Here is a 12,959-nt window from a genome sequence, read left to right as displayed (position 1 = left end):
ACTTCCCGGCCGAGCGGATGGCAGGATTTCGGGGCATGGGCCCTTTTCTGCTGCGCGCCGCATTGACCGGATTGGCGTTGTGGATCGTCACCCTCTTCGTGCACGGCCTGAGCTTCGTGGGTGGCGACACGAAGCTGGAGCGGGTCGGCATCATCTTCGTCGTCGCCGTGATCTTCGGTCTGGTCAACGCCTTCATCAAGCCCATCGTCCAGATCTTGTCGATACCGCTGTACATCCTGACGCTCGGCCTGTTCCATGTCGTCGTCAATGCGCTGATGCTCTGGATCACCGCGCGGATCACCGAGCACACCACGCATTGGGGGCTGCAGATCGATCACTTTTGGTGGACCGCAATTTGGGCCGCGATCGTGCTGTCGATCGTTAGTTGGTTGCTGTCCTTGGTGATTCGGCGCACCGGCGCCGGGCGCTAACCATCGCTTGCCAGGCTCACAACCTCGCGCGCGCAACCCCAGGACAAGGTGACGCCGTTGCCGCCGTGCCCGTAATTGTGGATGCAGCGCGCCCGCCCCAACGGCTCGGCCTCCACCCGCACTGACGGACGGTCGGGACGCAACCCGGTGATCACCTCGATCACCTCGGCGTCGTTGAGTCGCGGCTCGACGACGCGGCAGCGCTGCAGGATGCGTTCGGTCAAGTCGGGGTCGGCCGCGGTGTCCCAGCGGCCGGGGATGCTGATGCCGCCGCAGACCACCCGCTGCGGGTGAGGGAAGTAGCAGGTCCATTCGGGACCGTCGTTGATTTGCACAAACGGTTGCCGCAGACCGGGATTGGTGAGCACCACGTGCTGGCCGAATAACGGCTGCACGGTGTCGTCACCGGTCAGCGCGCCCGCAGCGAGCCCGGCGCAGTTGACGACGATTCCGGCGGCGTCGGCGGCCTCGTCGAGAGATTGCACGGGACGCTCCTCGATTTCGCAGCCGGCCGACGCCAGCCGCCTCGTCAGGTAGTCGAGATAGTGCGGCATGTCGATCATCGGCACGGTCGCGCGAAATCCGGCGCCGAAGCCCTCGGGGACATCGGCCGCGTCGGCCGGGCGCAGGTCGGGGATCAGCGCCGCCGCGGCCGACGACATCGCCTGGCTCGCGCTCAGCTCACCGACGGCCAGCGCCGGCGCCAGCTGCACCCCGGAGTTGGAATCCTGGGCAAGATCGGCGAACACCCGCAGTGAGTGCTCGACCCAGCCGAGCGTCTCGGCCGCACGCTCGGCGGGCCGCGGGGGAAGCCAGATCGCGCCGGCCACCGCCGACGTCGTCCGCTTCAACGTCGCGGCCGCCCACACCCGGACCGGCCAGCCCGCCTCGGCCAGACAGATGGCCGACGTCAATCCGCTGACGCCCGCACCGACGACGACAATCTGCTGCGAATGTGCCACGGCGCCACGGTAGCGAAAAGAGGCCCGTCCCGGGTTGCGCCGGGGTCAGCGTCGAGTGCTCTCGAGGCGGGTCAGGAATGCGCGGCCTGCGGGGCCACCGAGGTCGCCGGCGCGGCCGGTGAAGCGGCCGGCGCCTGCGGAGCCGGCGAGGCGGCCGGAGCTTGCGGGGCCGGTGCAGCCGCCGGAGCTTGCGGGGACGGCGAGGCGGGCCGCGCCTGCTGCTGACCGCCCAGCAGGCTGTTGAGGATGCCCAGCGTGCCCTGCACACCCGCGGGAGGCGCGGTCGAGGGCGGAACGGCGTCCGGCGTCAGCTGCCAGGGCTGGCAGCCCGAGGTCTTGAACGCCTTATCGCCCGGATCAATCTGTACTACCTGCGGCTTCTTCGACATGGCGTTGTCGATGAGGTTGCCGTCTGGGTTGCCGGTCCGCTTCCAGTAGCAGGTGCCGTTGTCGACGGGGCCCCCGGAGCTGTAGATGCCCGGCACGATGTCGGTTCCCACCGCGTAGATGCCGTCCTTATCGATAGACGTCTTCGGCCCGGCGGGTGCGGGTGGGGCGCCCGGCGACGGTGCCGGTGACGCAGCCGGTGTCGGCCCGGGCGCCGGTCCCTGTGTCTCGTCCGGATCAGCGCTGGCGACCACGGTGGACGCGGCCCAGCCCGCGACCATCAGGCTCGCAGCAACCAACCTTGCCGCAGTAGGTACTCCACCCATAGGCATCGAGGGTACCGGGGTCAAGAACCTAATTCATATCGTTGCGAAACCGGCCCTGCGGCGAATATCAGCTAGGGGAGTCGCCGCACTCGGCCCGCGTAACCGAGCGCGTGCTCGTAGGTCTCGAGGTTGTCGCGGGAGATCTTCGCGTGCACCGGGCGTTCGAGGAAGAAGCGCAGCACCGGGTTGTAGGCGTGATAGGTCTCATGGAACGTCAGCACTGTGGTGCCGTCGGGCTGCTCTTCGAGCCGGTGATAGCCCTCGGCGCGCGACCACAGCGGGGCGCCGACGGCCACGTAGCGCGACAGCTTGTTGAGTTCTGCCTCGGTCACCGTTTCCCACGATCGCGCTCTGCCGCCGGTCAGCAGGTATTTGGGCACTTCGAAGATGCAGGTGCGGACCAGTCCCTCACCGGCTTCGTCGCCCTCGTTGAGGATTTCCATGCTGCCGGTGGGCCAGGTGAGCACCCGCGGGCGTGGGGCATTCGGTGGCGCCGGCGGATGCAGCACCCGCCAGACCTTCCGCGGCGGAGCGTCGATGTGGAAGCGCACCGTGTAGGACTGCATCAGCCGTCTCCCCAACTGTCCCAGAATGTGATGGTCTCCGCGGGGGGCCGCTTGGCCGGACGGAAGTCGGTGCCGATCGTGTAGGCGACGGGGAACAGCGCCACCTGCGTGACGGTGGGCGGAATGCCGAGTAGCTCGGCGACCTCCTGCTCCTTGAACAGATGCATCGTCGTCCACACCGACCCCAACCCCCGCGAGCGCAGAGCCAGCAGAAAGCTCCAGCCCGCCGGGATGATCGATGCCCAGGCCGCCGCGGCGATGCCCAATTCGGCGCAGTCGATGCGCTGTTCGATGCACGGAATGACGTGCACCGGCACCTCGGCCAGCGTCTCGGTCAGGCTCATGGCGCTCTGGTACACCCTCTGCGTCTGAGGGTCCGTCGCGTTCGCCGCCGCGTACGCCAGGTATTGCGCGCCGATGCTGCGGTAGATCTCGGCGATCGCGGCTCGCTTGTCCGCGTCGGTGATCACCAGCCAGCGCCAGTCCTGCGTGTTGCTGGCCGTCGGCGCCTGCATCGCCAGCTGGATGCACTCCAGGATCACCTCGCGACTTACCGGGCGGGTCAGGTCGAGGCGTTTACGAACCGACCGCGTGGTGCTCAGCAGTTCGTCGACGGTGGCGATGTCCATGGGTTCCTTCCGAGTCGTCAGAGGTCGATGGCGCAGGACTGGTCGACGCCCAACACGCTCAGCGAGCGCCCCAGGCCGAGAAAGACCGCGACGCACAGCGTGAGATCCAAGATCTCCTCGTCGGAGAACAACTCCCGAAGTCGTTGAAAGAAGACGTCATCCAGAGAGGCGTGGTCGGTGGCGAAGCGCTCGGCGTACTCGATGCAAAGGCGTTGGCGCGGCGTGTATCCCGGGTAGCCTGCGTACGCGGCGACATTGTCGTACAGCTCGGGTGACACACCGGCGTCCAACACCGACTGGGCGCGAAAATCCGAGCAGGCCACGCACTCGTTGATCTGCGCGATGCGCATCCGGGCGAGCTCGCGCTCATTGGCGGGAAGGATGCTCTGCTGATAAGCGCCGCGGATCATGCGTTCGACCATGCCGCCGAGTTCCGGCCGCAGCGTCCAGATCATGGCGGCTTCGCCGCCGGGGCCATCCGGCACGTTGAGACGGGCCATCAGCGAACTCCTGCCCGGTGAAGAGAGGTACTGAGCTGAGCAAACCAGATCGTGGTCGTCGAGGCCAGGCATAGACCCGACAATCGGCACCCTCTGGCACTGGTCATGGAAGACACCGGGTGGCCCCGCGCGCCGCTCGTCCACCTGCTCACCAAGGAGGTCCCGCCCGAGCACCGGGCGGGGGCCGCGAACCGTCAGGCAAGTGACGCCAGACCGGAACGCATCAGATCCAAACTCGCGGTCACGTCCGCGCCAAGATCGCCGGAGCAACCTCTGCGGCCCCAATTCTCCACTGCCGCAACAAGGGCCGCGGCAATCGCGGAACCCGCGACCTCGGCGGCCAGGTCGATGTTCGCCAGATCCGGATTGCGTCCCCTGACGAAGTCGGTGAGCACGCGGGCAAACGACGACTGCACGACCCGCAGGTGACCGGCGATCCGCTCGGCGCTGATCAGCTCGGCCCGGGCGGTCGCGGCCTGGCGCACCACTTCGAGGTCGTGCGGGAAAGCGGTGACACTGGCCAGTACCGCGTCGAACAGCGATTCCGAGGCCGGTCGCTGCGCAAGCGCTTCGGCCAGCCACTCCAACTGGGTCTCGTAGTCCTGGAAGAGCACGGCTTCCTTGGTCGGGAAGTGCCGGAAGAAGGTGCGTTCGGTGACACCGGCCTCGCGGGCCAGCTCGGTGACGGTGACGTTCGCAAACCCCTTGTGGGCGAAGCACTTCAACGCCGCTTGACGAAGTGCCTCATGCGTCGATCGTCGTCGTTGTTCATGACGGTTGCCTGGGGCGGTCATCTCAGCGGTGATCGTATCCCAGGCGAGCGGGTCACGACTGGCATCTTTCAATTATGTCAGTACTGACATATTCTTGCCAAGCGATCACCCGACGGAGGCGAGGGCCGACATCATGACCAACACCGAGTACGACGCAATCGTCGTGGGCGCCGGGCACAACGGGCTGACCGCCGCGGCGATCCTGCAGCGCGCGGGCCTGCGCACGCTGTGCCTGGAGGCCAACACCTACGCGGGCGGGATGGCCGCGACGGTCGAATTGATCGACGGCTTCCGGTACGAGATCGCCGGTTCGGTGCAGTTCCCCATCGCGAGCCAGCTCACCAAGGACCTCGGGCTGGACACGCTGCCGGCGGTGGAACCTGACGTGATGTCCATCAACATCGGCGAACACGGCGAAGAGCCGATGATCTTCTACCGCGACCCGATGCGGCTGATGACGCATCTGAGCGAGAGGCACGGCATCGAGGCGGTCACCGGCATGGCCGAATTGATCGGCTGGAGTCAGGGACCGGCGAAGGCGCTGGGCCGCTTCGACGTCCGCCGGCCGCCCAAGACCCTCGATGAGATGTATGCCTGCGCGACCGACCAGGCCGAACGCCGGGCGATTCACGAGATGCTGTTCGGCTCGGCCATGGACGTGATCGACCGCTACCTGCCCGACAAAGACAAGCACGCGGTCATGCGCGGGATGCTGGCATTCCTGGCCGTCAACTCGACCTACCGCGGCCCGTACACACCGGGCAGCGCAACCTGTTTGGCGTTTGCATTAGCCGTGCCCCAAAACGACGCGGCCAGCACCGCGATGATGACGAAGCTGAAGGGCGGCATCGGCGCACTCACCGCGCATCTGCGCGAGCTCTTCATCGCCCACGGCGGCGAGATCCGGTTCCGCACCAAGGCCGAGGAGATCCTCGTCGACCACGGCAAAGTGACCGGTGTGCGTCTGCGCGACGGATCGACGATCTCGGCGCCCATCGTGGTGTCCAACCTGTCGCCGGATATCACGCTCACCGAACTTATTGCGCCAGAACATGTTCCGGCACAGCTGGTCTCACGCATCTCCGGCCGCGACCACCGGGCCTCGTTCGTGCAGATCCACTTCGCCCTGGATGGGCTGCCCGAATTCGCTCCGCCATATGAGTTCCTCAACGCCGACGGCATGCAACAGTCGGTCGGAATCTTCGGGTCACCCGAATCCCAGCAGCTGCACTGGGAAAACTGCCGGCGTGGCGTCGTTCCGGATAACCCATCGATGGGAATGCAGATCCCGTCGGTGCACGACCCCGGTATGGCGCCGCCCGGAAAGCACGCGGCGAGCGCGTTCGCCTACGCCTTCCCGGTCGAGGTCACCCGCGACCAGCACGGGCATCTCAAAAACTTGATGGCTCAACGCGTTATCGACAAGATCACCCGCCTGGCGCCGAACTTCAAGGACATCCTGATTCGCCACATCACGTTCGCGCCCTACCACATGAACACCATGTTCGGCGCGCCCTCGGGCGACTTCTGCCACGGGCTGCTGCACCCCGACCTGATGGGTCCCAACCGGCCCGGCCCGAAAGGCTTCCTCGATATGCCCATCGGGATCGACGGCCTGTACCTCGCCGGCGCCGGATGTCATGGCGGACCGGGCATCACCTTCACCCCCGGTTACAACGCCGCCTATCAGGTGCTCGACGACGCGTGCCGAACCGTCTGATTAGGGTTGGCAGCCGGGGTCCAGGGGCACGACCGCGCCGGTGGTTTGGAGCGACAACAGGTACAGGTAGGTCGCGAGCGAATGTTCGCATGGCACCGTGTATTTGACTAAGACCTTGGGTGGAAGCGGCAGCAACCGGACCGGGTTCAGCTCAACCGGATTGAGCACGTGCTCGTAGTCGATGGGCGGGGGCAGCGCGGGGACGATGTCCAGGCGGTTTGCGACGCGATAGGAGGTCTTGACGACCTGGTCGAATGTGCCCGCAAACAGCGAATCGCCGGTGCGTGGACTGCCGTAGGTGTAAACGGCCGGGTTGGTGAACGTTGTGTTCGCGGCCACGTCAAGCGCCAGCAGTGTCGCGAGTGCCCCTCCCAGGCTGTGCCCGCAGATTGTCACCGAGCCGACGGGTTGAGCGAACGGAAGTGCCCCGAGCGCGTTGACCACCGTCGGCGAACCCGGCGTGGTTCCGGTCCGCAGGGATTCGTACATGTCGGTGAAGCCGTCTTCGGTGTGCCCGGCGCCGGCCAGGAACGGGCATGGCACCTGGAGAAAGTCGGCGTCGTTAATCCATTCCAGCCATCCCTCGGTGCCGCGGATCGCGATCGCGACGTCGCCCGTCTTGTCCTCTTGGCAGATCAGCCCGATGGACACTTCGTCGAGGCCACGGGCCGGGTTCATGTCGGTCGCCAGATCGTTGGTGTAGATCGTGGTGACCACGGTGTAGTCGACGCCGCCGGCGCTCAACTCTTGACCGGCCTTATTCGTCAGGTCGCTGGGCGACGTCCCGTAGGTCGCATTGACGAGCTGGGCGAATTGTATTGCCTGCGTTACGTCTAACGTCGGTTCTGATGGCATGGCGGGCCCGCTCGGGTTCAGCCGCCGAACATTCCGGTGAGCTGCGCCTGCGCGGTCGCGGCGCCGGCGATCGTCTGCGCCGCCTGAACGCCGGCCAGGCCGCCGGGCAGTCGATAGTCATTGGGCAGCTGGTAGAGGGTGAACCGGTAATGATGCGTTCCGGTACCGGCCGGGGGACAGGGGCCCTTGTACTCGGGCTGACCCGCCGTGTTCGGCAGGGCGGTCGCCCCGGCCGGGGTCTGACCGTCGGCGGTGCTGCCCGAACCGGGGGCGATCCCGACAACGACCCAGTGGATGTACAGGCCGTTGATGGCGTCGGGGTCGTCGACGACCAGGGCCGCGCCCCGTGGCGCCGACCAGGCCAGCGGCGGCGCGATATTGGCGCCTTTGCAGGTGTACTGCACCGGAATCGGCGCACCGTCGGCGAAAGCCGGGCTGCTGATTGTCAATGGCCCGTCCCCGGGCGCGTTCGGCACTGTGCGGCCGAGGGTGGTGATCTTCGGCGTCGACGATGTGGTCTGGTGGCCATGACCTTGGCCGCCGCAGCCGGCCAGCCCCGGCGCGATCGCCAGCGCACCGATGATCGCCGCGATTCGGTGAAGCGTGCCCGCCGGCGTCGATTCCATGAATAACAGTCTGACTCGCGCGCTCGCGGTGGGGAAGGACCCGATTTTCAACCCGGGCGCGGTGACATTACTTGCCGCGCTTCTCGACTTCGAGCACCCGCTTGCGCAGACCCTCGGTGGCCGTGTCCATCAGGCTCTTGGCCCCCTTCTTGACCAGGAACCCGGGCACGGGCGCCACCAGGTCCACCGTCAGCTCGAAGTGAACCCGGGTGGATTCGCCTTCGGGGGTGAGCGTGTACCGACCCTCTTGAGCGCGTTGCTGTTTGGCGCTGATCAGGGTCCAGCCCACGCCGTCGTCGTGGACGGTGTACGCCAGCTCCTGTTCATCGCTGACGCCGACGAGTTTGACGACCTGTCTGGATCTGGTCGGGCGATTCTGGTCGTCGCGCTCGAGCACTTCGACCTTCTTGTGGGCCGACGACCACTCGGTCAACGACTCGATGTCGAACAGCACATCCATAATTTCGTCGGGCGTCGCCTCGATGACGACTTCGCGGGAATCCGTGATAGCCATGTCGGGAAAATAGCCAGTGCGGTGCGGCTCGAAACCAGCCGCACGGCGCGTCAGGGACCTGGTTGGGCGCCGATCCGAGCGAGCCGGGGGAGGACGACGTCGCGCCATCCCGGCCCCATCCGCTCGAAAGCCTGCGCCATGCGATTGTCGTCGAGGTCAAAGCCGCTGTGTTCCAATAACACTCGGGTACCGCCCCCTTCGGCTTCCAATCGCCAGGTCAGTGTCCAGGCGGCAGTGAACGTGTACACGAACCGGTGCGGCGGGTCGACCTCGAGCACCGTGCACGGCTGCTTGCCGTAGCCCGGCATGTCGAGGGTGAACCGGTGGCCCACCACCGCGGCCACCTGCCCCTCGGCCCACCACAGCTTCATCAGGGCGGGTTCGGTCAGCAATCGCCACACCGTGGCCGGTGGCGCCGCCACGAATTGATCCACCCGGATGGTCGCGAACCGTGACCTTTCGGTCATTTCAGCTCCTCCGCCACCTCGGCGAGCTTGGCCAGTCGGGCACGCCAGATCTTCTCGAAGGGATGCAACCATTCGCCGAGCTCCGCCAGCGGCTCCGCGGTCAGGCGGTAGATGCGATGCCGCCCGTGCGGCTGGTCAGCCACCAGCCCCGCCTCACGCAGCACCTTGAGGTGCTCGGCGACCGCCGGCCGGCTGAGCTCGAACCGTTCGCTGAGTTCCCCCGCCGACAGCGGTTGGTCGAAGAGGATCTCCAGCAGTTCGCGCCGCACCGGGTTGGCCAACGCCAGGAAGACGCGATCGACACTGGCCACATCCGCCAATCTATGTCGGATATTCCCGACATGTCAACTATTTCCGACATAAGGCCGCCGGGAAGGCCGGGGAAAAGGTGGTGACCGGAATCCGGCGCGGCTACCTTCTTGGGTGTGCATCTCGCCTGGGAACGACTGACCTGTGGCGTGCATCGCTGCCGGCTCCCGTTCTGCGACGTGACCATCGGGCTGGTGTGGGGCTGCAACGGGGCGTTGCTCGTCGACACCGGAACCACGCTCACCGAGGCGGCCGCGATCGACGCCGACGTCCGACTGCTCGCCGGGCGCCCGGTGAACCATATTGTCTTGACGCACAAGCACTTCGACCACGTACTGGGTTCATCACTGTTCACCGGGGCACGGGTGCACTGCGCCCCCGAGGTCGCCGAACACCTTTCCTCGGCAACCGACCAGCTCCGCAAGGATGCCCTGCGGCATGGCGCCGACCCCGCCGAGGTGGACGCGGCGGTCGCCGCCTTGCGGCCCGCGCACAGCGGCGGTTACGACGCCATCGTCGACCTGGGGGACCGGACGGTGGCGATCGCCCACCTCGGCCGTGGCCACACCGCGACGGACTTGGTGGTGGTCGCGCCCGGCGCGGACGATGGCGAGCGGGTCGTGGTGTTCACCGGTGACTTAGTGGAGGAGTCCGGCGACCCCGCGATCGACACCGACTCCGATGTCGCGGCCTGGCCGGCGACACTGGACCGGCTGCTGGCGGTCGGTGGCCCCGACGCGATCTACGTCCCGGGCCATGGCGGCGTCGTCGACGCAAGGTTCGTCCGGCGCCAGCGGGACTGGCTGGCCAGCCGTGCAGCCGCCCCCTGATCGACACCGTGCCGAAAAGTATTGTCTCCCACGGCGTTGACGCCCACCACGGCGCGGCACCCCGGTCGGCGAACATCCCGGGCAGCGAACGATCCGCGCCGATCACCGACCCGCCGCCGAAAAGCTCTCGCAAGTACCGGGTGCGGCAACAGTTTTGGCTCGAGTCCTTCGACCCCTGATTGAACCGCCGTTCCCGGGGATAGACTCGCGTTCAGTGCAATCGTGTGCGAAGAGGAGCGGAAGATATGGCGATCATCGACAAGGACACGCAAGTCCGGCCATCGTTCGACGACGAGGTCGCTGCCACGCAGCAATACTTCGACGAGCCGCGTTTTTCTCGCATCACGCGCCTCTTCACGGCCCGCCAGGTAGCAGAGCAGCGCGGCACCATCCCCACCGACTACACCGTCGCCCGCAACGCGGCGGCCGCCTTCTACGAGCGGCTCCGCGAGCTGTTCGCCGAGAAGAAGAGCATCACTACGTTCGGCCCGTACTCGCCCGGCCAGGCCGTCGCGATGAAGCGCATGGGCATCGAGGGGATCTATCTGGGTGGTTGGGCGACATCCGCCAAGGGCTCCACCACCGAGGATCCCGGACCCGACCTCGCCAGCTACCCGCTGAGTCAGGTGCCCGACGACGCCGCGGTGCTGGTGCGCGCGCTGCTGACCGCTGATCGCAACCAGCAGTACCAGCGCCTGAACATGAGCGAGCAGCAGCGGGCCACCGCCACGGAATACGACTACCGGCCGTTCATCATCGCCGACGCGGACACCGGCCACGGTGGTGACCCGCACGTGCGCAACCTGATCCGCCGGTTCGTCGAGGTCGGCGTGCCCGGGTACCACATCGAGGACCAGCGCCCCGGCACCAAGAAGTGTGGCCACCAGGGCGGCAAGGTGCTGGTGCCGTCGGACGAGCAGATCAAACGCCTCAACGCCGCGCGCTTCCAGCTCGACATCATGAAGGTGCCGGGCATCATCGTCGCCCGCACCGATGCCGAGGCGGCCAACCTGCTCGACAGCCGGGCCGACGAGCGCGACCAGCCGTTCCTGCTCGGCGCCACCAACCTCAACATCCCGTCGTACAAGTCGTGCTTCCTGGCCATGGTGCGCCGCTTCTACGAGCTGGGTGTCAAAGACCTCAACGGTCACCTGCTCTACGCGCTGCCGGAGGGGGAATACGCCGAGGCCGGCGCCTGGCTCGAGCGGCAGGGCATCCAGGGCGTGATCTCCGACGCCGTCAACACGTGGCGCGAGAACGGTCAAAAGTCGATCGGCGACCTGTTCGATCAGGTCGAGTCGCGGTTCGTGGCGGCCTGGGAGGATGACGCCGGGCTGATGACCTACGGCGAGGCCGTGGCCGAGGTGCTCGAATTCGATGCCAGCGAAGGCGAGCCGGCCGACATGAGCGTCGACGAGTGGCGCGCTTTCGCGGCGCGTGCGTCCCTGTACTCCGCCAAGGCCAAGGCGAAGGAGCTGGGCGTCGACCCCGGTTGGGACTGCGAGCTGTCGAAGACCCCGGAGGGGTACTACCAGATCCGCGGCGGCATCCCGTACGCCATCGCGAAATCCCTGGCGGCCGCGCCGTTCGCCGACATCCTCTGGATGGAGACCAAGACCGCCGACCTGGCCGACGCCAAGCAGTTCGCCGACGCCATCCACGCCGAGTTCCCCGACCAGATGCTGGCCTACAACCTGTCGCCGTCGTTCAACTGGGACACCACCGGCATGACCGACGAGCAGATGAAACAGTTCCCCGAGGAACTGGGCAAGATGGGTTTCGTCTTCAACTTCATCACCTATGGCGGGCACCAGATCGACGGCGTCGCGGCCGAGGAGTTCGCCACCTCGCTGCAGCAGGACGGCATGCTGGCCCTGGCCCGCCTGCAGCGCAAGATGCGCCTGGTCGAATCGCCTTACCGCACACCGCAAACCCTGGTCGGCGGGCCGCGCAGCGACGCGGCGTTGACCGCCTCATCGGGCCGCACCGCAACCACCAAGGCGATGGGCGAGGGCTCGACCCAGCACCAGCACCTGGTGCAGACCGAGGTGCCGAAGAAGCTGCTCGAGGAGTGGCTGGCGATGTGGAGCGAGAACTACAACCTCGGTGAGAAACTCCGCGTGCAACTGCGGCCCCGGCGGGCCGGCTCGGACGTGCTCGAGCTGGGCATCTACGGCAACGACGACGAGCAGCTGGCCAACGTCGTCGTCGATCCGATCAAGGACCGGCACGGCCGCAGCATCCTTCAGGTGCGCGACCAGAACACCTTCGCCGAGAAGCTACGGCAGAAGCGGCTGATGACGCTGATCCACCTCTGGCTGGTGCACCGCTTCAAGGCGGACGCGGTGATCTATGTGACGCCCACCGAGGACAACCAGTATCAGACCTCGAAGATGAAATCGCACGGCATCTTCAGCGAGGTTTACCAGGAGGTCGGCGAGATCATCGTTGCTGAGGTGAACCGGCCCCGCATCGCCGAGTTGCTGCAGCCGGACCGGGTCGCATTGCGCAAGTTGATCACCAAAGAAGATTAGCCAGCGGGTCGGCCGCGGCCGCCCATCGACCGATGCGGCGGCCGCTGACCCGTCCCATCGATACAGGTCCGACGTGCGTCGGTAGGTTGTCAGGGCCTGACGCGGCCACCCACCTGCACCGGCAGTCTGGTACCGACCTCGATTCGCCCCACGTGCGACGCCAAAAATTTACCTCGCCAACAGTTGCACAAGTGTAGGATTTAGCTTGTAACAAACATGCGCTCAGATTTAACAAACGCGCCGTAACTGAGGGGAGCGCCTGATGAGGACCCCGATCAAGAAGGCGATCGTAGTGTCCGGTGGTGCGGCAGCGGTTGTGTTGACCGTCGAATTCGGTGCTGCGGATGTTAGCCCGGCGGGCAGCGCAACGACTGCACCGGCGTATCCGTCGGCCAACGTCGCGACGCCGCTGCCCGGCGCACCGGCGTCGGGCTTGCACATCGCCACGCTCGCCGGTTGCATCCCAGGAGCCAATTGCTAGCCGTTCACCGTTCGCGATGGCCCATCACACCGGAGTGATGGGCCATCTT

Annotated in this window: 16 protein-coding genes; 5 read left to right on the top strand and 11 right to left on the bottom strand. The window is 66.5% G+C overall.

Translation table 11 applies throughout. The annotated features are described in order from the left end of the window. Window positions 1-35: 35 nt before the first annotated feature. Window positions 36-431 carry a phage holin family protein gene (locus B8W69_RS09715; RefSeq protein WP_065028746.1) on the top strand — a complete coding sequence of 132 codons (396 nt, stop codon included), beginning with the start codon at window positions 36-38 and terminating at the stop codon, window positions 429-431. On the opposite strand, the gene B8W69_RS09710 is transcribed toward B8W69_RS09715, so the two are convergent. From B8W69_RS09710 to B8W69_RS09685, 6 genes are all read right to left on the bottom strand, one after another. Beyond that, window positions 428-1,393, bottom strand: a complete 966-nt coding sequence (locus B8W69_RS09710) for an FAD-dependent oxidoreductase (protein WP_085289617.1) — start codon at window positions 1,391-1,393, stop codon at window positions 428-430. The genes B8W69_RS09715 and B8W69_RS09710 overlap by 4 nt on opposite strands. A gap of 71 nt (window positions 1,394-1,464) precedes the next feature. Then, window positions 1,465-2,106, bottom strand: a complete 642-nt coding sequence (locus B8W69_RS09705; protein ID WP_085289616.1) for an Rv1352/Rv1906c domain-containing protein — start codon at window positions 2,104-2,106, stop codon at window positions 1,465-1,467. 71 nt (window positions 2,107-2,177) lie between these two features. Continuing rightward, a complete protein-coding gene (locus tag B8W69_RS09700; RefSeq protein WP_085289615.1) occupies window positions 2,178-2,672 on the bottom strand; it encodes an SRPBCC family protein in 495 nt (164 codons plus the stop codon). Beyond that, entirely contained in the window at window positions 2,672-3,301 is a 630-nt protein-coding gene (locus tag B8W69_RS09695) for a nitroreductase family protein (protein ID WP_085289614.1), read from the bottom strand. The genes B8W69_RS09700 and B8W69_RS09695 overlap by 1 nt, the downstream gene beginning before the upstream one ends. Window positions 3,302-3,318: 17 nt before the next feature. Then, window positions 3,319-3,801: a carboxymuconolactone decarboxylase family protein gene (locus tag B8W69_RS09690; protein ID WP_085289613.1), complete on the bottom strand. Its 483-nt coding sequence runs from the start codon at window positions 3,799-3,801 to the stop codon at window positions 3,319-3,321. A 194-nt stretch (window positions 3,802-3,995) separates the two neighbouring features. Further along, complete coding sequence (locus tag B8W69_RS09685) at window positions 3,996-4,595, bottom strand: TetR/AcrR family transcriptional regulator (protein ID WP_085289612.1); 600 nt, start codon at window positions 4,593-4,595, stop codon at window positions 3,996-3,998. A 112-nt stretch (window positions 4,596-4,707) separates the two neighbouring features. On the opposite strand from B8W69_RS09685, the gene B8W69_RS09680 reads away from it, so the two are divergent. After that, window positions 4,708-6,294: a phytoene desaturase family protein gene (locus B8W69_RS09680; protein ID WP_085289611.1), complete on the top strand. Its 1,587-nt coding sequence runs from the start codon at window positions 4,708-4,710 to the stop codon at window positions 6,292-6,294. Here the strand turns inward: B8W69_RS09680 and B8W69_RS09675 are convergent, their stop codons facing one another. The 5 genes from B8W69_RS09675 to B8W69_RS09655 all read right to left on the bottom strand — a co-directional run bounded on the left by B8W69_RS09675 (window position 6,295) and on the right by B8W69_RS09655 (window position 9,076). Next, entirely contained in the window at window positions 6,295-7,149 is an 855-nt protein-coding gene (locus tag B8W69_RS09675; RefSeq protein ID WP_085289610.1) for a lipase family protein, read from the bottom strand. A 17-nt stretch (window positions 7,150-7,166) separates the two neighbouring features. Further along, window positions 7,167-7,775 carry a YbhB/YbcL family Raf kinase inhibitor-like protein gene (locus tag B8W69_RS09670; RefSeq protein WP_085289609.1) on the bottom strand — a complete coding sequence of 203 codons (609 nt, stop codon included), beginning with the start codon at window positions 7,773-7,775 and terminating at the stop codon, window positions 7,167-7,169. Window positions 7,776-7,842: 67 nt separating this feature from the next. Further along, window positions 7,843-8,289, bottom strand: coding sequence for an SRPBCC family protein (locus B8W69_RS09665; RefSeq protein WP_085289608.1), 447 nt, complete (start codon window positions 8,287-8,289; stop codon window positions 7,843-7,845). Window positions 8,290-8,339: 50 nt separating this feature from the next. Then, window positions 8,340-8,756: an SRPBCC family protein gene (locus B8W69_RS09660; protein ID WP_085289607.1), complete on the bottom strand. Its 417-nt coding sequence runs from the start codon at window positions 8,754-8,756 to the stop codon at window positions 8,340-8,342. Then, window positions 8,753-9,076, bottom strand: a complete 324-nt coding sequence (locus B8W69_RS09655) for an ArsR/SmtB family transcription factor (RefSeq protein ID WP_085289606.1) — start codon at window positions 9,074-9,076, stop codon at window positions 8,753-8,755. The genes B8W69_RS09660 and B8W69_RS09655 overlap by 4 nt, the downstream gene beginning before the upstream one ends. A 105-nt stretch (window positions 9,077-9,181) precedes the next feature. Between B8W69_RS09655 and B8W69_RS09650 the strand changes: the two genes are divergently transcribed. The 3 genes from B8W69_RS09650 to B8W69_RS09640 all read left to right on the top strand — a co-directional run bounded on the left by B8W69_RS09650 (window position 9,182) and on the right by B8W69_RS09640 (window position 12,910). Next, window positions 9,182-9,895: an MBL fold metallo-hydrolase gene (locus B8W69_RS09650; RefSeq protein ID WP_085289605.1), complete on the top strand. Its 714-nt coding sequence runs from the start codon at window positions 9,182-9,184 to the stop codon at window positions 9,893-9,895. 245 nt (window positions 9,896-10,140) lie between these two features. Further along, window positions 10,141-12,429 carry an isocitrate lyase ICL2 gene (aceA, locus tag B8W69_RS09645; protein WP_085289604.1) on the top strand — a complete coding sequence of 763 codons (2,289 nt, stop codon included), beginning with the start codon at window positions 10,141-10,143 and terminating at the stop codon, window positions 12,427-12,429. 262 nt (window positions 12,430-12,691) lie between these two features. Then, on the top strand, window positions 12,692-12,910 hold the full coding sequence (locus tag B8W69_RS09640; protein WP_085289603.1) for a hypothetical protein: 219 nt from the start codon (window positions 12,692-12,694) through the stop codon (window positions 12,908-12,910). Window positions 12,911-12,959 lie beyond the last annotated feature (49 nt).

The sequence above is a fragment of the Mycolicibacterium vulneris genome (assembly GCF_002104765.1).
GTDB classification, from domain to species: Bacteria; Actinomycetota; Actinomycetes; order Mycobacteriales; family Mycobacteriaceae; genus Mycobacterium; species Mycobacterium vulneris.
The sequence above is the reverse complement of the archived record's forward strand: the minus strand, read 5'-3'. Positions and strand labels throughout refer to the sequence as shown.

What these genes read in the sequence shown, in the direction of transcription:
- B8W69_RS09660 (WP_085289607.1), bottom strand. Translation starts at nt 8,756, where the DNA reads ATGACCGAAAGGTCACGGTTCGCGACCATCCGGGTGGATCAATTCGTG.
- B8W69_RS09685 (WP_085289612.1), bottom strand. Translation starts at nt 4,595, where the DNA reads ATGACCGCCCCAGGCAACCGTCATGAACAACGACGACGATCGACGCAT.
- B8W69_RS09670 (WP_085289609.1), bottom strand. Translation starts at nt 7,775, where the DNA reads ATGGAATCGACGCCGGCGGGCACGCTTCACCGAATCGCGGCGATCATC.
- B8W69_RS09640 (WP_085289603.1), top strand. Translation starts at nt 12,692, where the DNA reads ATGAGGACCCCGATCAAGAAGGCGATCGTAGTGTCCGGTGGTGCGGCA.
- B8W69_RS09675 (WP_085289610.1), bottom strand. Translation starts at nt 7,149, where the DNA reads ATGCCATCAGAACCGACGTTAGACGTAACGCAGGCAATACAATTCGCC.
- B8W69_RS09695 (WP_085289614.1), bottom strand. Translation starts at nt 3,301, where the DNA reads ATGGACATCGCCACCGTCGACGAACTGCTGAGCACCACGCGGTCGGTT.
- B8W69_RS09700 (WP_085289615.1), bottom strand. Translation starts at nt 2,672, where the DNA reads ATGCAGTCCTACACGGTGCGCTTCCACATCGACGCTCCGCCGCGGAAG.
- B8W69_RS09705 (WP_085289616.1), bottom strand. Translation starts at nt 2,106, where the DNA reads ATGGGTGGAGTACCTACTGCGGCAAGGTTGGTTGCTGCGAGCCTGATG.
- B8W69_RS09715 (WP_065028746.1), top strand. Translation starts at nt 36, where the DNA reads ATGGGCCCTTTTCTGCTGCGCGCCGCATTGACCGGATTGGCGTTGTGG.
- B8W69_RS09665 (WP_085289608.1), bottom strand. Translation starts at nt 8,289, where the DNA reads ATGGCTATCACGGATTCCCGCGAAGTCGTCATCGAGGCGACGCCCGAC.
- B8W69_RS09680 (WP_085289611.1), top strand. Translation starts at nt 4,708, where the DNA reads ATGACCAACACCGAGTACGACGCAATCGTCGTGGGCGCCGGGCACAAC.
- aceA (WP_085289604.1), top strand. Translation starts at nt 10,141, where the DNA reads ATGGCGATCATCGACAAGGACACGCAAGTCCGGCCATCGTTCGACGAC.
- B8W69_RS09690 (WP_085289613.1), bottom strand. Translation starts at nt 3,801, where the DNA reads ATGGCCCGTCTCAACGTGCCGGATGGCCCCGGCGGCGAAGCCGCCATG.